The 22,606-nt window shown below is 59.1% G+C and carries 15 protein-coding genes, 3 tRNA genes and 1 riboswitch; of the genes, 15 read left to right on the forward strand and 3 right to left on the reverse strand.

The window, feature by feature from the left end; genetic code table 11:
- Nucleotides 1–4: 4 nt before the first annotated feature.
- On the reverse strand, nucleotides 5–5,365 hold the full coding sequence (locus CKW15_RS08415; RefSeq protein WP_371856291.1) for a dermonecrotic toxin domain-containing protein: 5,361 nt from the start codon (nucleotides 5,363–5,365) through the stop codon (nucleotides 5–7).
- On the opposite strand from CKW15_RS08415, the gene CKW15_RS08420 reads away from it, so the two are divergent.
- The 7 genes from CKW15_RS08420 to astE all read left to right on the forward strand — a co-directional run bounded on the left by CKW15_RS08420 (nucleotide 5,339) and on the right by astE (nucleotide 13,232).
- Nucleotides 5,339–6,559: an aspartate aminotransferase family protein gene (locus CKW15_RS08420; RefSeq protein ID WP_095058853.1), complete on the forward strand. Its 1,221-nt coding sequence runs from the start codon at nucleotides 5,339–5,341 to the stop codon at nucleotides 6,557–6,559. The two genes, CKW15_RS08415 and CKW15_RS08420, sit on opposite strands and share 27 nt — an antisense overlap.
- A gap of 222 nt (nucleotides 6,560–6,781) precedes the next feature.
- Nucleotides 6,782–7,801 carry an arginine/ornithine succinyltransferase subunit alpha gene (gene aruF / locus CKW15_RS08425; RefSeq protein ID WP_095058852.1) on the forward strand — a complete coding sequence of 340 codons (1,020 nt, stop codon included), beginning with the start codon at nucleotides 6,782–6,784 and terminating at the stop codon, nucleotides 7,799–7,801.
- 70 nt (nucleotides 7,802–7,871) lie between these two features.
- A complete protein-coding gene (gene astA, locus CKW15_RS08430; RefSeq protein ID WP_095058851.1) occupies nucleotides 7,872–8,897 on the forward strand; it encodes an arginine N-succinyltransferase in 1,026 nt (341 codons plus the stop codon).
- On the forward strand, nucleotides 8,897–10,363 hold the full coding sequence (astD, locus tag CKW15_RS08435; RefSeq protein ID WP_095152045.1) for a succinylglutamate-semialdehyde dehydrogenase: 1,467 nt from the start codon (nucleotides 8,897–8,899) through the stop codon (nucleotides 10,361–10,363). Before astA ends, astD begins: the two co-directional genes overlap by 1 nt.
- A 151-nt stretch (nucleotides 10,364–10,514) precedes the next feature.
- Complete coding sequence (astB, locus tag CKW15_RS08440) at nucleotides 10,515–11,861, forward strand: N-succinylarginine dihydrolase (RefSeq protein ID WP_095058849.1); 1,347 nt, start codon at nucleotides 10,515–10,517, stop codon at nucleotides 11,859–11,861.
- A 60-nt stretch (nucleotides 11,862–11,921) separates the two neighbouring features.
- Nucleotides 11,922–12,209, forward strand: coding sequence for a topoisomerase II (locus tag CKW15_RS08445; protein ID WP_095152046.1), 288 nt, complete (start codon nucleotides 11,922–11,924; stop codon nucleotides 12,207–12,209).
- Between the two features lie 12 nt (nucleotides 12,210–12,221).
- Nucleotides 12,222–13,232, forward strand: a complete 1,011-nt coding sequence (gene astE / locus CKW15_RS08450) for a succinylglutamate desuccinylase (protein ID WP_095152047.1) — start codon at nucleotides 12,222–12,224, stop codon at nucleotides 13,230–13,232.
- A gap of 111 nt (nucleotides 13,233–13,343) precedes the next feature.
- Here the strand turns inward: astE and CKW15_RS08455 are convergent, their stop codons facing one another.
- The gene (locus tag CKW15_RS08455) at nucleotides 13,344–13,856 is read right to left on the reverse strand and encodes a 6,7-dimethyl-8-ribityllumazine synthase (protein WP_095058846.1); all 513 of its coding nucleotides are present in this window, start codon (nucleotides 13,854–13,856) and stop codon (nucleotides 13,344–13,346) included.
- 101 nt (nucleotides 13,857–13,957) lie between these two features.
- Nucleotides 13,958–14,128: riboswitch (FMN riboswitch) on the reverse strand.
- 197 nt (nucleotides 14,129–14,325) lie between these two features.
- On the opposite strand from CKW15_RS08455, the gene ltaE reads away from it, so the two are divergent.
- From ltaE to CKW15_RS08490, 7 genes are all read left to right on the forward strand, one after another.
- A complete protein-coding gene (gene ltaE, locus CKW15_RS08460; RefSeq protein ID WP_095058845.1) occupies nucleotides 14,326–15,330 on the forward strand; it encodes a low-specificity L-threonine aldolase in 1,005 nt (334 codons plus the stop codon).
- Nucleotides 15,331–15,476: 146 nt separating this feature from the next.
- Nucleotides 15,477–18,095: an alanine--tRNA ligase gene (gene alaS, locus CKW15_RS08465; protein WP_095058844.1), complete on the forward strand. Its 2,619-nt coding sequence runs from the start codon at nucleotides 15,477–15,479 to the stop codon at nucleotides 18,093–18,095.
- Between the two features lie 91 nt (nucleotides 18,096–18,186).
- The gene (locus CKW15_RS08470) at nucleotides 18,187–19,428 is read left to right on the forward strand and encodes an aspartate kinase (RefSeq protein ID WP_095058939.1); all 1,242 of its coding nucleotides are present in this window, start codon (nucleotides 18,187–18,189) and stop codon (nucleotides 19,426–19,428) included.
- Between the two features lie 186 nt (nucleotides 19,429–19,614).
- Complete coding sequence (csrA, locus tag CKW15_RS08475) at nucleotides 19,615–19,803, forward strand: carbon storage regulator CsrA (RefSeq protein WP_002554426.1); 189 nt, start codon at nucleotides 19,615–19,617, stop codon at nucleotides 19,801–19,803.
- Between the two features lie 62 nt (nucleotides 19,804–19,865).
- Nucleotides 19,866–19,956: transfer RNA gene (locus tag CKW15_RS08480), tRNA-Ser, on the forward strand.
- 107 nt (nucleotides 19,957–20,063) lie between these two features.
- A tRNA-Arg gene (locus CKW15_RS08485) sits at nucleotides 20,064–20,140 on the forward strand.
- A 72-nt stretch (nucleotides 20,141–20,212) separates the two neighbouring features.
- Nucleotides 20,213–20,289 (forward strand) — tRNA-Arg (locus CKW15_RS08490).
- 19 nt (nucleotides 20,290–20,308) lie between these two features.
- Here CKW15_RS08490 and CKW15_RS08495 read toward each other — a convergent pair.
- Complete coding sequence (locus CKW15_RS08495) at nucleotides 20,309–20,827, reverse strand: cell envelope protein SmpA (protein ID WP_095152048.1); 519 nt, start codon at nucleotides 20,825–20,827, stop codon at nucleotides 20,309–20,311.
- Between the two features lie 320 nt (nucleotides 20,828–21,147).
- On the opposite strand from CKW15_RS08495, the gene mgtE reads away from it, so the two are divergent.
- The gene (gene mgtE, locus CKW15_RS08500) at nucleotides 21,148–22,590 is read left to right on the forward strand and encodes a magnesium transporter (RefSeq protein WP_095152049.1); all 1,443 of its coding nucleotides are present in this window, start codon (nucleotides 21,148–21,150) and stop codon (nucleotides 22,588–22,590) included.
- Nucleotides 22,591–22,606: the final 16 nt, after the last annotated feature.

Consider the following 22,606-nt stretch of genomic DNA (forward strand, 5'->3'; position numbering starts at 1 on the left):
TCGATCAGTCTTCGATGGCTGAGTCCTCGGAATCGGAAGCCTGCAGTTCTGCTCGCTCGATCACCTGTTGCAGCCCAAAGTCGACGGTGGTCCGATCAAAGTAGGCGAGCAGAATTTGCAGGCTTTCTTCGGATACCGGATTTCCTCTCAGAATGATGCTTTCCCCGATCTCCATGGGGAGTTCCAATAAGTCGTGGGGGATGTGGGTGATCGCATTTGCGCTTAAGTCCGCCAAATCCAACTGCCTGAGCTGCAACAAACCTGCGGGTAATTCGGTGATGCCTGTGTTGCTCAACATGAGTGTCGCTATGTTTGGCATCTGACTGAGGTCGGGCGATTGTCCCAGCGGGTTATTGCTCAGATTCAAGTAATCGAGTTTCTCCATTTGGGCCAGTTGAAGGGCGGATTGCGGCGTGAGTGTGACGTTGCAATGCTCAAGCGCCAGAACCGACAGGTCCTCCATTCTAAACACCGCGTCAGGAATGCTGCCCAGTCGGAAGTCATGGATGGCCAGGCTTTTCAGGCGAGGGAAACTCTCGATGAAACGCCCGGCGCCTGAAGTCAGGCCGCCGTTGCTCTGTAGATGTAAAAGGCTCACATGGCTGAAGTCGGCGTTCAGGGTTGGCAGATCGCCGGTGATGGTCATCGATAGCACCAGTTCATAACCGGGTTGAAGATCCTCATCGTATTCATACGGAACGGTGGTCCGCCGCCAGCAACGTTCCACGAGATTCTTGAATTCATCCCGGGTCCATTGTTCCAGCGTCAGTTGCTGATCAGTGAATGGAGCACCGGTCATTGGGTGGATCGGTGGGATGTCAGCCGTCCAGGTTGCAAGATTATTGGTCAGGCTTTCGAGCTCGTTTTCCAGGCGCGTCAATTCTGCTTTGCCTTCAATCAGGGTGCCGGGCAAGCGATAGATGAATTGGCTGGCTTGCTCTTGATCGAGCAGGGGATAGAGTCGTTGCGCTCGTTGGATATCCGCTTGCTCGGCATAGATGCCGAGGTCGTGATTCGTGCTGGCGTAATGTTGTTTTATGCGCTCGCGATCAGCTTGGTTAATCGGGTTTTCTCCCAAATCGATTCCCGCCTGAACGTCCTCCGGCAAGAGGAACAAATCCCTTGGCAGCTCTCGTATCTGGTTGCCATTGAGCAAGGTGGTTCGCAGCTTCGGTCGGGACCACAACCCGCTCGGGAACGCTGAGATACCTGTTTCAGACAGATCTATATAGTTCAGGTCCGGCATATTGCCGAGATCAGGGATTAGGCCGAGCGGGTTTTTGTACAGATCCAGGATCTTGAGCTTTTGAAATGACGACAGTGTTGTGTGGCTTTCGGGCGTCAGGGTGATACCGCAATCGCTGAGGATCAACTCGTCGATGTCGGTACACCGGGCGATGGCCTCCGGGAAACTGTCGAGCCTGAAATCGCGCAGCGCCAAGCGTCGCAATCCGGGAAAGTGGCTCAGAAAATCATTCATGCCGCTGGAGGCAGGATGCCCCTCGAATGCGAGTCGACTCACATTGGAAAATGAGTGATTCAACTGTGGAAGGTGCCCTGCAATGGGCGACGAATACAGCTCCATGGGTGTTTGGTCAGCAATCGAAAAAGTCATTTCTCGGCGCCAGCAGTTCTGTAACTCGCCCGCCAGATTTATCCGGTTGCGTCGTTGAATCGCTAATTGTTCGGGGCTGTATCGGCGTAAGGTCTGCGGCGCAAACTGCGGTACGTCGGCGATCCAGCTTTGCAGGTCTTCGAACAATTGTGTGTGTTCGGCATACAACCGGGTCAGTTCTGCGCGCGGCCCGTTGGGGTGCCGCTGCAATTGCTCGACAAAACGTTCCAATTGCTCCGGCGACAGATGCGGAAATAGCGCATGGGTTCGGACCTGAAGGGTCGATGCGGCGGGTGGGGTGCGAAGGTAACCGTCCGTTCCGCCCAGCAGGCGCATGACGGCCGGATCGTAAGCAGGCTTTGAGGTCGGGTTTTGTACCAGTATGGAACGCAGGTCCTGGCGGTGGATGGCATGCTGGCGTATCGATTGATGCAGCTTTGTCTGGTCGCTGATTTGCAGGTTCATGCCGCGACGTTCACTGTCTGGCAGGGCCTGCAGCAAGCAACGATAAAAAGAACCTGTGCCGCCGAGCTCAAGGCCCGTTTGGTCGAAGGCTTGAAACGATCCCTCTTCATCCAGCACAAGGACTTTCTGTTCCGGGGCCTCGGCACCTCCGATGCTGTCGAACACAGGACCTTCGTGGGAATACTGGCGAATCTCCACGCGCACGCGTCCGGACCAGCCGGGCAGGCTTTCCAGCGTATGCAGGGCAAGGCGGTGGGTGTCAGGGTTTTCGGCGGTGGATATCAGATCAAGGCCTTCGTAGGCGCGTGAAATCCGCACTTGTAGCCGAGCTTCTTGCGTCAGGTCTGCAAGACGTTGGGAGAGCGTGCCGCGTTGCAGTTGTTGCAGCTCCTTTTCGCTGGTGGTGTCGAGTATGGCTTCAGCCAAGACCTTCGGCAGTCCCGGTTCAGCATCGATAATGGTTTGTGCCAGTGGACGATTGGCGCGTTCGAGTTGGCGGTAGCGTTCGCCGAACAGTGTGGTTCTTTTGCGCTCGGCAATACCCGCCAATGTTTGGCGCAGTTTGCGTGCGCGACTGTCCATGCTTGAAGGTGGCTCGCCGAAGGCTTCCCCCAATATCGCTTTGATTTCCCCTTCATCGAGTGTCAGCAGCAACGTCTTGATTACGTCTCCGTCGTGTCCAGTGATATCAATGGTCACGGCTTGACCCTTGGCGTCGGGCTGGCTCCAGAGGACCTGCCCATCGCCATCAATCAATTGCAGCACTTTGTGATCTGGCCAGCCGCGAGTTTCGTATAGCAGTTCGAACTGCGTAACGGGGTCGGCCTTGAGATAGTCGTGTGCATGCTCGCTGCCGATGCGCTCGATGAACGTTTGAATGTCCTGTTCTATCTTGAAGCGCTTGAGGGTGTCGGACAGCAACGGTGGAAGTTGCTCGTTATGGACGTGCATTTTGCGCAGCACATTTTCGTGACAGCCGCTGACGGTGAGCATGCGTTCGCGCTCGCTTGGGGAAAACTCCTCCATCTGCGGACCGATGCGTTGGAGCAGCGTGGCTTGATCCCAGCTCAACGGTTGATCCAGTTCGGTCTGCCAGGCGCCCTCGTCATTGTGTTTTAACGCAGGCTTGTAAGCGTCGGCTCGCGAAGGATGGTCAATTCGATACTGGCCTGTCCGCGCGTCTTTGCTGACCGCGTAGCGATTGTTTTCCAGTGCCAGCAGGGTTTTGCCTTCATGCGGGTAAAGTCCGAGCGCATCCGGTTTGAGGTCCTTGGGCAGTACGACGGGGTGTTCGTAGGGTCTCAGATCGGGCTGCCAGTAGCGGGTTGGCCCACGAGGCGTTTTCACTGCATTCAAGCGGTCGATGAATTGCACAATCTCCTTGGGCAAAATTGCCCGAAACTCACTCGCCGCGATCACTCCACCCACTGCAAAGCCGCCCAGTAGCAGGGCGGATTCAACCACACCCATGAGGTGCTCCAAAGCTTCGGTTGCCTTGCCTTCGGCCCAGTCGATCACGCCTTCGAAGGTTTCGTCGAGTAACTGGTAAGCCATGTAGGCGAGCATCAACTCGCCGAGGAACGGCACGAAGGGCAGGGCGATAAAAGCCGCAATGTTCAGCAGCGTCGATGCTATTTCGGCGAAGGAATCCCACAGCGCCCAACGGGCTCGCTGATCGACCGTCGCGGTGGGGACTGCAATCACTCGCGCATCATTCAGGATCTTGTTCAGTTTGCTCTGATAGAGATGGGGCAGCAGTTCGCCCTTGATCGGCATGCAGGCGATGCGTAGTTCGGGGCGCTGGTTGGGTGATTCTCGCCATGTCGGTCTTGAATCTCCCGGTTGAATCGGTTGCCAGGTAATGGGCGCGAGCTGGTTGTTCAATTGAGCGAAAAAGTGACCGCGATCCTCATGGTCGATAAATCGACTGAAAAACTGCTGATAGTCAGGTTTTCGCAAGCGCCGCCCCAGCTCCTCGGCGAATGCTGCCGACGAGGCGTACTCTTTTATCGGGTGCTCGGGGTCGTCGGGAATGTAGGCGACCACCCTGACCGCTTCCCGCGCCGCTTCCAGGTCCGGGGCGAACAGCACGATGCCGGTCAGGCGGGCGTTCATGATCGTCAGGTCGTGATAGCCCCACGGCTGACCGCGCAAGCGTAGATAGGGCAGGTTGTCGAGCAGGCCGAGGATCAGGCGATGGACGTCGGCGCTCAGCAGTTTTTGCATCTGCGCCATTTGCAAGGCAGCGGTCATTGCCGCTTTCTGACTTTCACTGACGTTGGTTCGAAGGGTCGCTGCAACCAGCGGATTGCTGATCCCCAGATTATCGTGCAGATAGGATTTGTAGCGCTCGCCGATGTCCAGTTCCCGGCACAGACCGGTGAACGCGGTAATGGGCATTTTTTCCAGGATGTTCGGCAGGACATTGAATAGCCCGTCGGCAGAAGGCGTTGTGATGTAGGTTGAGGCGGGCTCGAAGGCGTCGGTTTCGGTTTCCGAACTTTCGAAGTTATGCAGCGCCGCGTCCAGCAATGACACGCTCCACGTACGTGCAGCCCCGGACTTCAGCCGCAGCCAGGGAATATGGGCTGGAATGTAAAGGCGTAGAAAGGTGTTGCGAACGTCCAGGTCCAGCCCGAAACGTGTCTTGAGTTCAGCCTTGAGCAATGGTGCTGCGAAGTCAGCGGGATTTTTCAACTGCGCCAGGACCTGATCGACTCGATTCTGGCTGACGGTGTGGCGAGCGATCAGTTTGCCCAGTTCTGCGTGATGATGCGCCGGCGCGTCTTTGAGCGTCGCGGGCATGATCGGTTTGATGTTACCCAGCGCTTCACGCCGTTGGGCGGACGAATGGCGGAGCCAGGCCGGAATGCCGTCGATCAGTGGCTGATAATGGATGTCCGGCCGCAAAGCATCGGATGCAACTATGTCGGTAGGTTCGGTGTTCATGGCGAAGGGTGTTCGTCGGCTATTGAAAGCCCTAGAAAAACCCGGCAAGGAGGGCGACGTGCGGTACATAGTTACCGCACTCGGCAATTCGGCATGCGATACAACTGAGCAAGCCTGCCGCAAACGTCCTCCGCCAGTTAAACTGCGCCTTTGCGACCCTATATGTCGCATTGCCGTAAACCCGGGAAAATCCGGGGTTTGCGCTATAAGAAGTTGTCGCTTGGCGGCAAGGCCGGGCTGAAAACTGTCCTTACAATCCTCACCAAGCTCGCCAGTTTCAGGCGAGTGTTTTCTCTTCAGGAGACTCCGATGTCCGTTGAGCACGCTGCGGTACAACGCGCCGATTTCGATCAGGTAATGGTTCCCAACTATGCGCCTGCCGCATTCATTCCTGTGCGTGGCGCCGGTTCCCGCGTTTGGGACCAGTCTGGCCGCGAGCTGATCGACTTCGCCGGCGGGATTGCCGTCAACGTATTGGGCCACGCGCACCCGGCGCTGGTCGGTGCCTTGACCGAGCAGGCGAACAAGCTGTGGCACGTGTCCAACGTGTTCACCAATGAGCCGGCCCTGCGCCTGGCCCATAAGCTGATCGACGCCACGTTTGCCGACCGCGCCTTCTTCTGCAACTCCGGCGCCGAAGCCAACGAGGCCGCCTTCAAGCTGGCCCGTCGTGTCGCGTTCGACCGTTTCGGCAGCGAGAAGTACGAGATCATCGCCGCGCTCAACAGCTTCCACGGCCGCACCCTGTTCACCGTGAACGTCGGTGGCCAGTCGAAGTACTCCGACGGCTTCGGTCCGAAAATCACCGGTATCACCCACGTGCCGTACAACGATCTGGCCGCGCTGAAAGCCGCCATTTCCGACAAGACGTGCGCTGTGGTGCTGGAACCGATCCAGGGCGAAAGCGGTGTGATCCCGGCTGAACTCGAATACCTGCAAGGCGCTCGCGAGCTCTGCACCGCGAACAACGCGCTGCTGGTCTTCGACGAAGTGCAAACCGGCATGGGCCGTACCGGTCATCTGTTCGCCTACCAGCATTACGGGGTGATCCCGGACATCCTGACCAGCGCCAAGAGCCTGGGCGGAGGTTTCCCGATCGCGGCGATGCTGACCACCGAAGACCTGGCCAAGCACCTGGTCGTCGGCACCCACGGCACCACTTACGGCGGCAACCCGCTGGCGTGTGCTGTCGCCGAAGCCGTGATCGATGTGATCAACACCCCTGAAGTGCTGGCCGGCGTCAACGCCAAGCACGACAAGTTCAAGGCGCGCCTTGAGCAGATCGGCGAGAAGTACGGCCTGTTCACCAAGGTTCGCGGTATGGGCCTGCTGATCGGTTGCGTGCTGAGCGATGCCTGGAAAGGCAAGGCCAAGGACATCTTCAACGCCGCTGAGCAAGAAGGCCTGATGGTTCTGCAAGCCGGCCCGGACGTGGTGCGTTTCGCCCCGAGCCTGGTGGTGGAAGATGCCGATATCGACGCCGGTCTGGACCGCTTCGAGCGTGCTGCTGCAAAACTGACACAAGCCTGATAGACCCTTCGACGCCTGAGCTTTCAGGTGTCGAACCCAATTTTGATGCCGGATCCGCTCTGACTCACCACACCTGTAGGAGCCGGCTTGCTGGCGATGAGGCCCTCAAGCCTTGCGGCGATCAACCTGCCGCCATCGCCAGCAAGCCGGCTCCTACAAAGGGTGTTTCAAGTTGAATCCGGTGTTTTTTCCTATAAGAGTTTTACGATAAGGAGTGACACCATGCTGGTGATGCGCCCCGCGCAAATGGCTGATCTGGGCGAGGTACAGCGTCTGGCTGCGGACAGCCCGATTGGTGTCACTTCCTTGCCGGATGACGTTGAACGCCTGAGCGACAAGATCGCCGCGAGCGAAGCTTCGTTCGCCGCCGAAGTGAGCTTCAACGGTGAAGAGAGCTATTTCTTCGTTCTTGAAGACTCGACCACCGGCAAACTGGTGGGCTGCTCGGCCATCGTGGCCTCGGCCGGTTATTCCGAGCCGTTCTACAGTTTCCGCAACGAAACCTTCGTGCACGCCTCCCGCGAGCTGAAGATTCACAACAAGATCCACGTGCTCTCGCAGTGCCATGACCTGACCGGCAACAGCTTGCTGACCAGTTTCTACGTGCAGCGCGAGCTGGTGGGTTCGCCTTGGGCTGAACTGAATTCCCGTGGCCGCTTGCTGTTCGTCGCCAGCCATCCGGAACGCTTCGCTGATTCCGTGGTGACCGAGATCGTCGGTTACAGCGATGAAAACGGCGACTCGCCATTCTGGGATGCCATCGGCCGCAACTTCTTCGACCTCAACTACGCTGAGGCCGAGCGCCTGTGCGGGCTCAAGAGCCGTACGTTCCTCGCCGAACTGATGCCGCATTACCCGATCTACGTGCCGTTGCTGCCGGACTCCGCGCAAGAAGCGATGGGCCAGGTGCATCCGCGTGCGCAGATCACCTTCGACATCCTGATGCGCGAAGGCTTCGAGACCGATCATTACATTGACATCTTCGACGGCGGCCCGACCTTGCACGCCCGCGTCTCGGGGATCCGTTCGATCGCCCAGAGCCGCGTGGTGCCGGTGAAAATCGGCGAGCCGGTCAAAGGCGTCGGTCGTCAATACCTGGTGGCCAATGCCCAGTTGCAGGATTACCGCGCGGTCATGCTCGAACTCGACTACGCGCCGGGCAAACCCGTGACCCTGGATCTGGAAACAGCCGAAGCCCTGGGCGTCGGTGAAGGTGCAAGCGTGCGCCTGGTAGCGGTTTAACGTCGCAATTGATGCCTAGTAAGCAGCGAAGTTTCACGGGTGGCGCAAGCGGCCCGTTTGAGGAGATAGCATGATCGTTCGTCCCGTACGCAGCAGCGATTTACCCGCTCTGATCGACCTGGCCCGCAGCACCGGCACCGGCCTGACCACCTTGCCGGCCAACGAAGAACGTCTGGCCCATCGGGTCGGCTGGGCTGAGAAGACCTTTCGCGGCGAAGCCGGGCGGGGCGATGCGGACTACCTGTTCGTGCTCGAAGACGACGACGGTCGCGTGGTCGGTATTTCCGCCATTGCCGGTGCTGTCGGCCTGCGTGAGCCGTGGTACAACTTCCGCGTCGGTCTGACCGTCAGTGCCTCGCAAGAGCTGAACATCTATCGCGAAATCCCGACGCTGTTCCTGGCCAACGACCTGACTGGCAACTCCGAGCTTTGCTCGTTGTTCCTGCACGCCGATTACCGTACCGGTCTCAACGGTCGCATGCTGTCCAAGGCGCGGATGCTCTTCATCGCCGAGTTCCCGCAGCTGTTCGGTAACAAGATCATTGCCGAAATGCGCGGTGTCTCCGACGAAGCCGGGCGTTCGCCGTTCTGGGAAAGCCTGGGTCGGCACTTCTTCAAAATGGAATTCAGCCAGGCTGACTACCTGACCGGTGTAGGCAACAAGGCCTTCATCGCCGAGCTGATGCCGAAATTCCCGCTGTACACCTGCTTCCTGTCGCCGGATGCGCGCAACGTGATCGGTCAGGTACACCCGGACACCGAACCGGCGCTGGCCATGCTCAAAAGCGAAGGCTTCAGCTATCAGGGTTACGTCGACATCTTCGACGCCGGTCCGGCCATCGAGTGTGAAACCGGCAAGATCCGCGCCGTGCGCGACAGTCAGGCACTGGTGCTGGCCGTTGGCACTCCGGGCGACGACGCAACGCCATTCATCATTCATAACCGTAAACGCGATGACTGCCGCATCACTGCTGCACCGGCACGTCTGGCCGCCGGTACGCTGGTGGTCGACCCGCTGACCGCCAAACGTCTTCAACTCAACGCTGGCGACCAAGTGCGCGCCGTCGCGTTGTCCGCTGCCCGGGAGTCGAAATAATGAAGTCGCTATACGTTGCAGGTGAATGGCTGGCCGGTCAGGGCGAAGCCTTTGAATCGCTGAACCCGGTGACCCAGCAAGTGCTGTGGTCCGGGACCGGTGCCACCACTGATCAGGTTGAGTCGGCGGTGCAAGCTGCACGTCAGGCGTTCCCGGGTTGGGCTCGTCGGACCCTGGAAGAACGTATTTCGATTCTGGAAGCCTTTGCCGCTGCGCTGAAGAGCCATGCTGACGAACTGGCGCATACCATCGGCGAAGAAACCGGCAAACCCCTGTGGGAAGCCGCGACCGAAGTCACCAGCATGGTCAACAAGATTGCGATCTCGGTGCAGAGCTACCGCGAACGTACCGGCGAGAAGAGCGGCCCGCTGGGCGACGCCACCGCCGTACTGCGCCACAAACCTCACGGTGTGGTGGCGGTGTTCGGCCCTTACAACTTCCCGGGTCACCTGCCGAACGGCCACATCGTGCCGGCGCTGCTGGCCGGTAATAGCGTGCTGTTCAAGCCAAGCGAACTGACGCCGAAAGTCGCCGAGCTGACGGTCAAGTGCTGGATCGAGGCGGGGCTGCCGGCCGGTGTGTTGAACCTGCTGCAAGGCGCTCGCGAAACCGGTATCGCCCTTGCGGCGAACCCGGGCATCGACGGTCTGTTCTTCACCGGTTCCAGCCGCACCGGCAATCACCTGCATCAGCAATTCGCCGGTCGTCCGGACAAGATCCTTGCGCTGGAAATGGGCGGCAACAACCCGCTGGTGGTCGATCAAGTCGCTGATCTTGATGCCGCGGTTTACACCATCATTCAATCGGCGTTCATTTCGGCCGGTCAGCGCTGCACTTGCGCCCGTCGCTTGTTGGTGCCGCAAGGTGCGTGGGGCGACTCGTTGCTGGCGCGTCTGGTGGCCGTCAGCTCGACGATTGAAGTCGGTGCTTTCGATCAGCAACCGGCGCCGTTCATGGGCTCGGTGGTTTCCCTTGGCGCTGCGAAAGCGTTGATGGATGCGCAAGAACATCTGCTGGCCAATGGCGCTGTGGCGCTGTTGGATATGACGCAGCCTCAGGCTCAATCGGCCTTGCTGACCCCCGGCATTCTGGACGTGACGGCCGTGGCCAATCGTCCTGACGAAGAACTCTTCGGCCCGTTGCTGCAAGTGATCCGCTACGCTGATTTTGAAGCGGCTATCGCTGAAGCCAATGACACCGCTTACGGTCTCGCGGCCGGTCTGCTGTCGGATTCCGAGGCGCGTTACCAGCAGTTCTGGCTTGAGAGTCGCGCGGGTATCGTCAACTGGAACAAGCAACTGACGGGCGCCGCGAGCAGCGCGCCATTCGGCGGTGTGGGCGCCTCGGGTAACCATCGCGCCAGCGCTTACTACGCGGCGGATTACTGCGCGTACCCGGTGGCCTCGCTGGAAACACCGAGCCTGGTGATGCCTGCCACCTTGACGCCTGGCGTGAAGATGGCGTGATGCCCATCGCTGGCAAGCCAGCTCCCACAGGTTCGGCTGAGTTCGCAAGACTCAATCACTGTGGGAGCCAGCCTGCTGGCGATGGCCGCGCTGCGGTCTCAAAAATTGGTTACTGAAGCCTATAACAACAGATTCTCGTGGAGCCTCGCTGATGAAATCCTATGAAGTCAATTTTGACGGTCTAGTGGGGCCGACCCATAACTACGGCGGTCTGTCCTACGGCAACGTCGCGTCCCAGAGCAACAGTCAGCAGTCTTCCAACCCGAAGGAAGCCGCGCTACAAGGCCTGGCGAAGATGAAAGCGCTGATGGAAATGGGTTTCCAGCAAGGCGTGCTGGCACCGCAAGAGCGCCCGGACGTGGCAGCCCTGCGTCGTCTGGGCTTCAGCGGCACCGACGCTCAAGTGATCGAGCGCGCCGCCAAGGAAGCGATGCCGCTGCTGGTCGCCAGTTGCTCGGCGTCGAGCATGTGGGTGGCCAACGCTGCCACCGTCAGCCCGAGCGCCGACACCGCGGATGGCCGCGTGCATTTCACCGCCGCCAACCTCAACTGCAAATACCACCGCAGCATTGAACACCCGACCACCAGCCGTGTGCTGGGCGCGATGTTCGCTGACCAGCAACACTTCGCCCACCACGCCGCGTTGCCGGCCGTGGCGCAGTTCGGCGATGAAGGCGCGGCCAACCACACGCGTTTCTGCCGTGAGTACGGCGAAGCCGGTGTCGAGTTCTTCGTGTTCGGTCGCAGCGCGTTCGACACCCGCTACCCGGCACCGCAGAAATACCCGGCGCGCCAGACTCTCGAAGCGTCCCAGGCGGTCGCCCGTCTGCACGGCTTGAGCGATGACGGCGTGGTCTACGCCCAGCAGAATCCGTCAGTGATCGACCAGGGCGTTTTCCACAATGACGTGATCGCCGTGGGCAATGGCGAAGTGCTGTTCTATCACGAGGACGCGTTCCTCGAGACCGAGAAGATGCTCGCTGAGTTGCAGAGCAAACTCGCCAAGGTCGGTGGGAAATTTCAGTCGGTGTGTGTGCCGCGTTCCGCGGTCTCCGTGGAGGACGCGGTTCGCTCCTACCTGTTCAATAGCCAGCTTCTGTCGCGCCCTGACGGCTCCATGCTGTTGATCGTGCCGGAAGAGTGCCGTGGTAACGAACGTGTCTGGAACTACCTGCAAGGTTTGACCAGCTCCGGCGGCCTGATCCGCGAAGTGAAGGTTTTCGATCTCAAGCAGAGCATGCAGAACGGCGGTGGCCCGGCTTGCCTGCGACTACGCGTCGCGCTCAACGAAACCGAACTGGCGGCGGTCAACCCAGGGGTTATCATGACCGCACCGTTGTACGGCTCACTGACCGAATGGGTCGACAAGCACTACCGCGACCGCATGACCGAAAACGATCTGGCGGACCCGCAGTTGCTGCTTGAGTGCCGGACGGCACTGGATGAACTGACGCAAATCCTTAAACTGGGCGCGGTTTATCCATTCCAGATCAATTGATCGACGGTGCGCTGTCCAAGAAGACGGCGCACCGCTTCATCTCAAATGAGAGCGTAAAACATGAGCGATTCCCTGCAGCTGATCCTTGAAGACACCGACGGCACGCAACTGGAAACTACCTGCACCCGCGTCGCGGTCCTGTGGCAAGGCAAAGAGCTGTGGATCCAGCAGGACGGCCGCGGCCAACTGTTGATCGGCGTGGACGTCGAAGAAGGTGACGCCGAGTACGCCAACCTGCTGTTGCGCCCATTGGCGACTAATCTGGTAAGTCTGCAACTGGAGATGGAACCGGCTGACCTCGACGACGAGGATCACGTCCACGGTCCGGACTGCAACCACGACCACTAAGGAAACCGCTCTATGCTCGCCCTCGGCAAACTGCTTGAACTGACCCTCGCCGGCCGTGAACCGGCGGAGAAGACTCAACTGACTGTCGAAGGCGTGCGCATGCGCTGGTTGAGCGAAGGTGCGCTGGAAGTCCGGCCACCTGAAGCTCGCGACAATGGCCTGGACCTGCTGCTCTCGGCCGGTATCCACGGCAACGAAACAGCGCCGATCGAGCTGCTCGATCGCCTGTTGCATGACATCGCTCGCGGTGACCTGAAACCGCGCGCCCGTATTCTGTTCCTGTTCGGCAACCCCGAAGCGATTCGCAAAGGCGAGCGTTTCGTCGAGCAGGACGTCAATCGGCTGTTCAACGGCCGTCACGAACAAAGCAGCGGTTCCGAAGCCCTGCGTGCTTGTGAGCTGGAGCGGCTGGCCGCGAGTTTCTTCAGCCTGCCGGATCGTCAGCGTCTGCATTACGACCTGCACACCGCGATTCGCGGTTCGAAAATCGAACAGTTCGCCTTGTACCCGTGGAAGGAAGGCCGCCAGCACTCGCGCCAGGAACTGGCTCGTTTGCGTGCTGCGGGCATGGAGGCGGTGCTGCTGCAGAACAAGCCGTCCATCGTGTTCAGTTCGTACACCTACGACAAACTCGGCGCCGAGGCCTTCACCCTGGAGCTGGGCAAGGCGCGGCCGTTCGGGCAGAACGACGGGGTCAATGTGTCCCTGCTGGAAACCCGACTCAAGCAGATCATCGAAGGCACCGAGCCGGAAATGACCGATGCGGCGCTGGACGGTTTGCAGTTGTATAGCGTGGCACGGGAAATCATCAAGCACAGCGACAGCTTCCGCCTGAACCTGCCAGTGGACATCGAGAATTTTTCGGAGCTGGAAGTGGGTTATCTGTTGGCGGAAGACATCGCCAATACCCGCTGGATCATCGAGGAGGAGGGCGCCCGGATCATCTTCCCGAACCCCAAGGTGAAGAACGGCCTGCGCGCCGGCATCCTGGTCGTGCCGACCACCGACGAAAACCTGGCCTGACACAACCCCTGTAGGAGCCGGCTTGCTGGCGATTGCGTACTGCCAGTTAACGAACTGTTGACTGACCCACCGCTATCGCCAGCAAGCCGGCTCCTACAGGTTTTGCGGTGTTTAGACCGCTAGTGCACGCGGCTCCGAGCGGCGCAGGGCGCGGATTTTGTGCAGCGTATCGGCACACGTCTTCGCCGCTTCCTGGCCTTTGTGCACGAAGTGATCGAAGAAGAACTTGTGATGCAGTTCTTCGCCCGCATGGAAGTGGTGCGGGGTCAGGGACACTGAGAACACCGGCACTTCAGTTTCCAGCTGAACCTGCATCAGGCCGCTGACCACCGACTGGGCGACGAAGTCGTGACGGTAGATGCCGCCGTCCACCACCAGGGCTGCCGCGACGATGCCGGAATAACGACCGGTCTTGGCCAGCAGCTTGGCGTGCAGGGGCATTTCAAAGGCACCGCCGACTTCAAAGAAATCGATGTCGGATTCCTGATAACCCTGGGCAATCATTTCAGCGAGGAAGCCTTTACGGCTTTGATCGACTATATCCTTGTGCCAGCAGGCCTGGATGAACGCTACGCGCTCGCCATGATGGTGTTTGCTTTTGCTGTCGATTGCGGTGGGTTGCATGTTCTGACTCCTGTTTGTGTGAAAAACAGGGCGTTATGAATCGAAGGGGATTTAAGGGTACGCGCCTGCACGAATGCCTGCGGACGGCCCTTTGGTGCCAATCCCGTTCTCTCTTCATCCGGACTATGACCGTCGGCCCCGGGATCACACCGGGTCTGCTGACCTTGTCGCCAGTCACCGCCGAAGCCGTGCTGCCACCAAGCGCTCGCGGGCTATGCGCATTGCGCGCAATTACCGCCGGTGGGGAGTTGCACCCCGCCCTGAGAACGTTTTTGCCGCCTTAAAAGTGTGGCGGCGCAGCGTTTTTACCACATATTTCCTGCGTTCGCATCGTTGCTTTTGGATGATTGTTATCGAGTATTTCGTTGTATTAGCGGGCATTATCCGGGCTCAAGGGTTGAATATTCATCGCCATGCCCGCAGTAAATCTTCCGAAAGGGATTTCCCCCTGCTTACCGAGGCCAGATTCATGAGCGTTATCGATCTTCGCAGCGACACCGTCACCCAACCCTCCGCCGCAATGCTCGACGCGATGGCCAAAGCCGCCACGGGTGACGATGTGTATGGCGAAGACCCGACGGTCAATCACCTGGAAGCCGAACTGGCCAAGCGCCTGGGCTTTGCCGCCGCGCTGTTCGTGCCGACCGGCACCATGAGCAACTTGCTGGGGCTGATGGCTCATTGCGAGCGCGGTGATGAGTACATCGTCGGTCAACAGGCTCACACCTATAAATATGAAGGTGGCGGGGCGGCGGTGCTCGGTTCGATCCAGCCGCAACCACTGGACGTGCAGGCGGACGGTTCGCTTGACCTGGCGCAGGTTGCCGCCGCGATCAAACCGGATGACTTCCACTTCGCTCGCACGCGTTTGCTGGCGCTGGAAAACACCATGCAGGGCAAGGTCCTGCCGCTGGAGTACCTGGCGCGGGCGCGCAGCTTTACCCGCGAACATGGCCTGCAGCTGCATCTGGACGGCGCTCGGTTGTACAACGCAGCGGTCAAGCTGGGTGTCGATGCCCGGGAAATCACCCAGTATTTCGATTCGGTCTCGGTGTGCCTGTCCAAAGGCCTGGGCGCGCCGATCGGTTCGGTGCTGTGCGGTTCCGAGGCGTTGATCGGCAAGGCACGCCGTTTGCGCAAGATGGTCGGTGGCGGCATGCGTCAGGCCGGGATTCTGGCGGCGGCAGGCTTGTATGCACTGGATCACAACGTCCAGCGCCTGGCCGACGACCACGCCAATGCACAGTTGTTGGCCGAAGGCCTGCGCGCAGCGGGTTTTGAGGTCGAGCCGGTGCAGACCAACATGGTTTACGTGGCGATGGGTGATAAAGCCGAGGCGATCAAGGCATTTGCCGCCGAACGTGGTATCAAGCTCAGCGCTGCCGCTCGTCTGCGCATGGTCACGCACATGGACGTCAGCCGCGGGCAAATCGAGCAGGTCGTCGCGACATTCGTCGACTTTTCTCGCAAGTGATAGGGTTAGCGGTCCATTTGACCGTTTCTATCGTATAAACACGCTGTACCGCGCGCGCAGGGCCGATATAATGCGGCCCTTTGCCGTCGTTTCGTCTGTTGACGTTTCGAACAGGCCTTTGGCCACAGCCTCCGTGGAAGAACCTAATGAAAAGCGCAGAAATCCGTGAAGCCTTCCTTCGCTTCTTCGAAGAGCAAGGCCACACCCGTGTAGCCTCCAGCTCTTTGATTCCGGGCAACGACCCAACCCTGCTGTTCACTAACGCGGGGATGAACCAGTTCAAGGACTGCTTCCTGGGCCAGGAAAAGCGCGCATACACCCGCGCCACCAGCAGCCAGAAGTGCGTACGCGCCGGCGGCAAGAACAGCGACCTGGAAAACGTCGGTTATACCGCTCGTCACCACACTTTTTTCGAAATGCTGGGTAACTTCAGCTTCGGTGATTACTTCAAGCGTGATGCCATCACCTACGCCTGGACCTTCCTGACCGGCGTGCTGATGCTGCCGAAGGAAAAGCTCTGGGTGACCGTCTATGCCTCCGATGACGAGGCATACGACATCTGGACCCAGGACATCGGCGTCCCGGCCGAGCGCATGATCCGCATCGGCGACAACAAGGGCGCGCCTTACGCTTCCGACAACTTCTGGACCATGGGCGATACCGGCCCGTGCGGCCCATGCACCGAAATTTTCTACGATCACGGCGACCACATCTGGGGCGGCCCACCGGGCTCGCCGGAAGAAGACGGCGACCGCTACATCGAGATCTGGAACAACGTGTTCATGCAGTTCAACCGCACCGCCGATGGCGTGTTGCATCCGTTGCCAGCACCGTCGGTCGACACCGGCATGGGCCTGGAGCGGATCAGTGCGGTGATGCAGCACGTCAATTCCAACTACGAAATCGACCTGTTCAAGAACCTGCTGAGCGCGTCGGCCGAAGCGATCGGCTGCGAAAATGGCGATCAGTCTTCGCTGAAAGTGGTTTCCGACCACATCCGTTCGTGCGGTTTCCTGATCGCCGACGGCGTGCTGCCATCCAACGAAGGCCGTGGTTACGTGCTGCGCCGGATCATCCGTCGCGCCTGCCGTCACGGTAACAAGCTGGGCGCCACCGGTAGCTTCTTCTACAAGATCGTCGCGGCGCTGGTCGCCGAGATGGGCGAAGCCTTCCCGGAACTGAAAACGCAGCAGAGCAACATCGAGCGCGTCCTCAAGGGCGAAGAAGAGCAGTTCTCCAAGACGCTGGAGCACGGCCTGAAGATTCTCGAGCAGGATCTGCTGGAACTCAAAGGCACCGTTGTGCCGGGCGACGTAGTGTTCAAGCTGTATGACACTTACGGTTTCCCGATGGACCTGACCGCCGACATCGCCCGTGAGCGCGAGCTGACCATCGACGAAGCCGGTTTCGAGCGCGAGATGGAAGCCCAGCGCGTGCGTGCACGTTCGGCCAGTTCGTTCGGCCTGGACTACAACACCCTGGTCAAGGTTGACGTGGCGACCGAGTTCACCGGTTACACCGACACCCGTGGTTCGGCAAAAATCGTTGCCCTGTACAAAAACGGCCAGTCGGTCGACGTATTGAGCGAAGGCGACGAGGGCGTGATCGTTCTCGACAAGACCCCGTTCTACGCCGAATCCGGTGGCCAGGTGGGCGACTGCGGTTACCTGCAGGCCGGCAATGCCCGTTTCGACGTACGCGACACCACCAAGACCGGCGGCGCGTTCCTGCACCACGGCGTGCTGGCGTCGGGCAGCCTGATCGTTGGCGCGCCGGTTGAGACCCACGTCGAGGCTGACGTGCGTCATGCCACTTCGCTGAACCACTCGGCCACGCACTTGCTGCACGCGGCATTGCGCAAAGTGTTGGGCGATCACGTGCAGCAGAAAGGTTCGTTGGTCGACAGTCAGCGCCTGCGCTTCGACTTCAGCCACTTCGAAGCGATCAAGCCTGAGCAGATCAAAGCGCTGGAAGACATCGTCAACGCCGAGATTCGCAAGAACTCCGCCGTTGAAACCGAAGAAACCGATATCGAAACCGCCAAGCAAAAGGGCGCCATGGCGCTGTTCGGCGAGAAGTACGGCGACAACGTGCGCGTGCTGAGCATGGGCGGCGATTTCTCCGTCGAGCTGTGCGGCGGCATCCACGCCAACCGTACCGGCGACATCGGCCTGCTGAAAATCATCAGCGAAGGCGGTGTGGCGTCGGGCGTGCGTCGTATCGAAGCCGTCACCGGCGCAGCCGCGCTGGCGTACTTGAACGCGGCGGAAGAACAACTCAAGGAAGCGGCCAGCCTGGTCAAGGGCAGCCGTGACAACCTGATCGACAAGCTGTCGGCTGTGCTGGAGCGCAACCGTCTGCTGGAGAAGCAACTCGAGCAGTTGCAAGCCAAGGCAGCCAGTGCGGCGGGCGACGATCTGTCGGCGCAGGCACAGGACGTCAAAGGCGTGAAAGTGCTGGCCGTGCGTCTGGACGGTCAGGATGGCAAGGCGCTGCTGGCGCTGGTCGATCAACTGAAAAACAAACTCGGCCGCGCAGTGATCCTGCTCGGCAGTGTCCATGAGGAAAAGGTCGTTCTGGTTGCAGGCGTAACCAAAGACCTGACTGGCCAACTCAAAGCCGGTGATTTGATGAAGCAAGCCGCTGCGGCAGTGGGCGGGAAGGGCGGTGGTCGTCCAGACATGGCGCAAGGCGGCGGTACCGACGCTGGCGCACTGGACGCGGCACTGGCCCTGACCGTTCCGTTTGTAGAGCAGGGTTTATAAGGCAACGCCTCCGGTCCGCAGTCTAGTGGCGGGCCGGAACGCTGTTTGAGTGATTATTTGGGCGCCCTTCATGGGCAGAGGCGGCTTTGAAATGGCTTTGATCGTACAGAAATTTGGAGGCACCTCGGTCGGTACTGTCGAGAGAATCGAGCAGGTCGCCGACAAGGTTAAGAAATTCCGCGAGGCCGGCGATGACCTGGTGGTTGTGCTGTCTGCAATGAGCGGCGAAACCAACCGTCTGATCGATCTGGCCAAGCAAATCAGTGGCGAAGATCAACCGGTTCCCCGTGAACTGGACGTGATCGTTTCCACCGGTGAGCAGGTGACGATTGCCCTGTTGGCCATGGCGCTGATTAAGCGTGGCGTGCCAGCGGTGTCCTACACCGGCAACCAGGTGCGGATTCTGACGGACAGCGCGCACAATAAAGCGCGTATCTTGCAGATCGACGACCAGAAGATTCGTGGTGACCTGAAGGCCGGTCGCGTGGTGGTTGTCGCCGGTTTCCAGGGCGTCGACGAGCACGGCAACATCACCACCCTCGGTCGTGGCGGTTCCGACACCACCGGCGTGGCGTTGGCGGCAGCCCTGAAGGCTGACGAATGCCAGATCTACACCGACGTCGATGGTGTCTACACCACCGACCCGCGTGTGGTCTCCGTGGCGCAGCGCCTGGACAAGATCACCTTCGAAGAGATGCTGGAAATGGCCAGCCTCGGTTCCAAGGTGTTGCAGATCCGTGCGGTCGAATTCGCCGGCAAGTACAACGTTCCGCTGCGCGTTCTGCACAGCTTCAAAGAGGGTCCGGGCACCCTCATTACTATTGATGAAGAGGAAACCATGGAGCAGCCGATCATTTCCGGTATCGCTTTCAACCGCGATGAAGCCAAGCTGACCATCCGTGGCGTGCCAGACATCCCGGGCGTTGCCTTCAAGATTCTCGGCCCGATCAGTGCCGCGAACATCGAAGTCGACATGATCGTGCAGAACGTTGCGCACGATAACACCACCGACTTCACCTTCACCGTGCACCGCAACGACTACCAGGCTGCGCAAGCGGTGCTGGAAAAGACCGCTGCCGAGCTGGGTGCCCGTGAAGTGGTTGGCGACACCAAGATCGCCAAGGTCTCGATCGTGGGTGTTGGCATGCGTTCGCACGCAGGCGTCGCCAGCCGCATGTTCGAATCCCTGGCCAAGGAAAGCATCAACATCCAGATGATCTCGACTTCGGAAATCAAAGTCTCCGTAGTGATCGAAGAGAAGTACCTGGAACTGGCTGTGCGCGCGCTGCACACGGCTTTCGAACTGGACGCACCGGCCCGACAGGGCGAGTGATGCGTTTGCCAAAGGGCGCGGTCTGACCGCGCCTTTTGTTTTTTTGAATGGCGAGACCCGAGCCTGTTCTTTTGCTCGCGCTGGTCAATACTCAGGCATGTAGGGCTGTGACCGCTCCGGTTGTGGGTCGAGTGCCTTTTTTTTGCAGACTGTTGTCCCTGAAATGAATTGCGTGAGGAGAAAGGTATGCTGATTCTGACTCGTCGGTGTGCAGAAAGCCTGATTATCGGTGATGGCGAAATCACCGTGACTGTGCTCGGCGTCAAAGGAAATCAAGTGCGCATCGGTGTCAACGCCCCCAAAGAGGTGGCGGTTCACCGGGAAGAAATTTACCTGCGTATCAAGAAAGAGAAGGACGAAGAACCAAGCCATTAATTTTTATCGTTTTTTATGTTTGCAAACGGGGAAGAAGCTGGTTAATATACGCCCCGTGTTGCGGAGAGCTGGCCGAGTGGCCGAAGGCGCTCCCCTGCTAAGGGAGTACACCTCACAAGGGTGTCGGGGGTTCGAATCCCCCGTTCTCCGCCATTATTTGCGTAGTACGTTGTAATCTGGCTTCTTCGGTAAGTTGTTGAAATTACTAGAAAAAGTGTTTGACATAGAGATTAGACGGCCTATAATGCGCGGCAACAAATGCACTCGTAGCTCAGCTGGATAGAGTACTCGGCTACGAACCGAGCGGTCACAGGTTCGAATCCTGTCGAGTGCACCATTTAAGAGTTATTTGCAGTAATGTAGGTAACTCAGCTTCAGCCAGTTGTGATCTGGTCTAAAAACACAAAATGCACTCGTAGCTCAGCTGGATAGAGTACTCGGCTACGAACCGAGCGGTCACAGGTTCGAATCCTGTCGAGTGCACCATACAACAGAAAGCCCGCATTTAATGCGGGCTTTTTGCCGTCTGGGATTTGGCTTTTCCTTTCGTGCATCCCTTCTCGTCGAATTCAATGTGTGCGCTGCGACCTCGCTGGGTGTCGTAACGGTAACGCGTGGCTGAGTTTCGAATGCTGATCTTGTCTGGCTTGCCGAGGGTGCTTTCGACGTCTTGTTGGCTCATGCCGGCGATCACACGCTGATTGATGATCGCTTCGCGACGCTCCCTGGCATTGAGCAGGTTTCCACACTTGTCTTCCTGCTGACCGACCACGACCGGTTCTCTCCTTGTGGATTTCATACTGGATGTGTCGCGCGTTTCGGATTCCGGCATGAGTGCCGTGATGCTGCCTGGTGTAAACGTGCGGATATCCTGTAGCGAAAGCTGTTCTCCATTCGCGCAACTCAGCGTCGTGAAGGTAATGCGTCCGTCGACGGCTTCGCAGCGGTTCACGGTCGTAGCGAGCGCCAGGGGTGGCGGGCAGAGCAGGGCGAGCAGTAAAAAGCACGACACATTCGATCGCATCAATTGTCCTCCATGACGGTTGGCCTGAAGGTTAGCCGGAACAATTTCCGAGGGCGGTGTGTTTTCTTTTCAGGATGCGTCGTCGCAATTTCATGGGTCAGGACACTGCTCAAGTTTGTTTCGCAAGCGCTTGTTTCAGCCGCGATTTTTTAACGTTTTAAACCGTCAGGCGGTGTATCATTGCGCCCGTCAGCCCCGCCGGGGCTTTTGGATTACCTCCATGGACTTACCCAGTAGTTACTCAGCACCCCGTTTTTCCAATCATGAATTGACTGATTGATCCTTCCGGCGCGCCCCGCTGCTGGGAGTGGAGTTCGCCTATGTCTGAAGTTGAAGTAAAGAAAACGCAGGAAAGCTTGCAGGACCGCCTGGCTCAGGTGGTTGAATTGCTGCAGCGCCAGCGAGTTGTCGAAGACCTGACTCACCGCCAGGAAGGCCCGCATCATGACCGGGTCGAGAACCTGGTTCACCGGCAGAACCTCGTCGAGTTGCAACGCAAGCTCGATGATCTGCACTCCGCCGACGTTGCCTACATCCTAGAAGCCTTGCCGGTGGACGATCGTCTGACGCTCTGGCAGCTGGTCAAGGCCGATCGTGACGGCGACATCCTGCTTGAAGTATCCGATTCGGTTCGTGAAACCCTGATCGCCGACATGGACGATCACGAGCTCCTGGCTGCGGCCAAGGACATGGACGCCGACGAACTCGCTGACCTGGCCTCCGAGCTGCCGCGAGACGTCGTCCACGAGCTGATGGAGACCCTCGACCAGCAACAACGCGAGCGTGTGCGTTCGGCGCTGTCCTACGACGAGGAGCAGGTCGGCGCACTGATGGACTTCGAGATGGTGACGATCCGCGAGGATGTCAGCCTTGAAGTGGTCTTGCGTTACCTTCGTCGTCTCAAGGAGCTGCCGAGTCATACCGACAAACTGTTTGTGGTCGATTACGACGGCGTCCTCAAGGGCGTGTTGCCGATCAAGCGTTTGTTGGTCAACGACCCGGACAAACAGGTTTCCGAAGTGATGGCCAGCGATCCGGTGAGTTTTCACCCGGACGAAGACGCCTACGACGCCGCCCAGGCCTTCGAGCGTTATGACTTGATCTCCGCGCCGGTGGTCGACAAGAACGGCAAGCTGATCGGCCGTCTGACCATCGACGAGATGGTCGACCTCATTCGTGAAGAGAGTGAAAACGAAGTTCTCAACATGGCGGGTCTGCGCGAAGAAGAAGATATCTTCGCATCGGTCTGGAAATCCCTGCGTAACCGTTGGGCCTGGCTGGCGATCAACCTGATTACCGCGTTTGTGGCGTCCCGGGTGATCGGTCTGTTCGAGGGTTCGATCGAGAAGCTCGTGGCGCTCGCGGCATTGATGCCCATCGTGGCGGGCATTGGTGGTAACTCGGGCAACCAGACCATCACCATGATTGTGCGGGCCATGGCGCTGGACCAGGTCAGCACCGGCAATACCTCACGGCTGATGCGCAAGGAGCTGGCGGTTGCCTTGATCAATGGCGTGATCTGGGGTGGTGTGATCGGTGTCGTCGCGTTTCTGCTGTACGGCAGCTGGTCGCTTGGCGTGGTGATGACCGCTGCAATGATCCTTAACCTGTTGCTGGCGGCATTGATGGGTGTCTTGATCCCGATGACGCTGGCGCGGCTTGGGCGAGACCCTGCGATGGGTGCCAGCGTGATGATTACCGCGATGACCGACAGCGGTGGTTTTTTCATCTTCCTGGGGCTGGCGACCATTTTCCTGCTCTGAGTCAACGTTCACTGAA

This window comes from Pseudomonas sp. Irchel s3b5, assembly GCF_900187435.1.
GTDB lineage: Bacteria > Pseudomonadota > Gammaproteobacteria > Pseudomonadales > Pseudomonadaceae > Aquipseudomonas.

Bases quoted from the DNA above. Each gene is read 5' to 3' on its own strand.
- CKW15_RS08420 (WP_095058853.1), top strand. From the start codon at position 5,339: ATGTCCGTTGAGCACGCTGCGGTACAACGCGCCGATTTCGATCAGGTA.
- aruF (WP_095058852.1), top strand. From the start codon at position 6,782: ATGCTGGTGATGCGCCCCGCGCAAATGGCTGATCTGGGCGAGGTACAG.
- astA (WP_095058851.1), top strand. From the start codon at position 7,872: ATGATCGTTCGTCCCGTACGCAGCAGCGATTTACCCGCTCTGATCGAC.
- astD (WP_095152045.1), top strand. From the start codon at position 8,897: ATGAAGTCGCTATACGTTGCAGGTGAATGGCTGGCCGGTCAGGGCGAA.
- astB (WP_095058849.1), top strand. From the start codon at position 10,515: ATGAAATCCTATGAAGTCAATTTTGACGGTCTAGTGGGGCCGACCCAT.
- CKW15_RS08445 (WP_095152046.1), top strand. From the start codon at position 11,922: ATGAGCGATTCCCTGCAGCTGATCCTTGAAGACACCGACGGCACGCAA.
- astE (WP_095152047.1), top strand. From the start codon at position 12,222: ATGCTCGCCCTCGGCAAACTGCTTGAACTGACCCTCGCCGGCCGTGAA.
- CKW15_RS08455 (WP_095058846.1), bottom strand. From the start codon at position 13,856: ATGCAACCCACCGCAATCGACAGCAAAAGCAAACACCATCATGGCGAG.
- ltaE (WP_095058845.1), top strand. From the start codon at position 14,326: ATGAGCGTTATCGATCTTCGCAGCGACACCGTCACCCAACCCTCCGCC.
- alaS (WP_095058844.1), top strand. From the start codon at position 15,477: ATGAAAAGCGCAGAAATCCGTGAAGCCTTCCTTCGCTTCTTCGAAGAG.
- CKW15_RS08470 (WP_095058939.1), top strand. From the start codon at position 18,187: ATGGCTTTGATCGTACAGAAATTTGGAGGCACCTCGGTCGGTACTGTC.
- csrA (WP_002554426.1), top strand. From the start codon at position 19,615: ATGCTGATTCTGACTCGTCGGTGTGCAGAAAGCCTGATTATCGGTGAT.
- CKW15_RS08495 (WP_095152048.1), bottom strand. From the start codon at position 20,827: ATGCGATCGAATGTGTCGTGCTTTTTACTGCTCGCCCTGCTCTGCCCG.
- mgtE (WP_095152049.1), top strand. From the start codon at position 21,148: ATGTCTGAAGTTGAAGTAAAGAAAACGCAGGAAAGCTTGCAGGACCGC.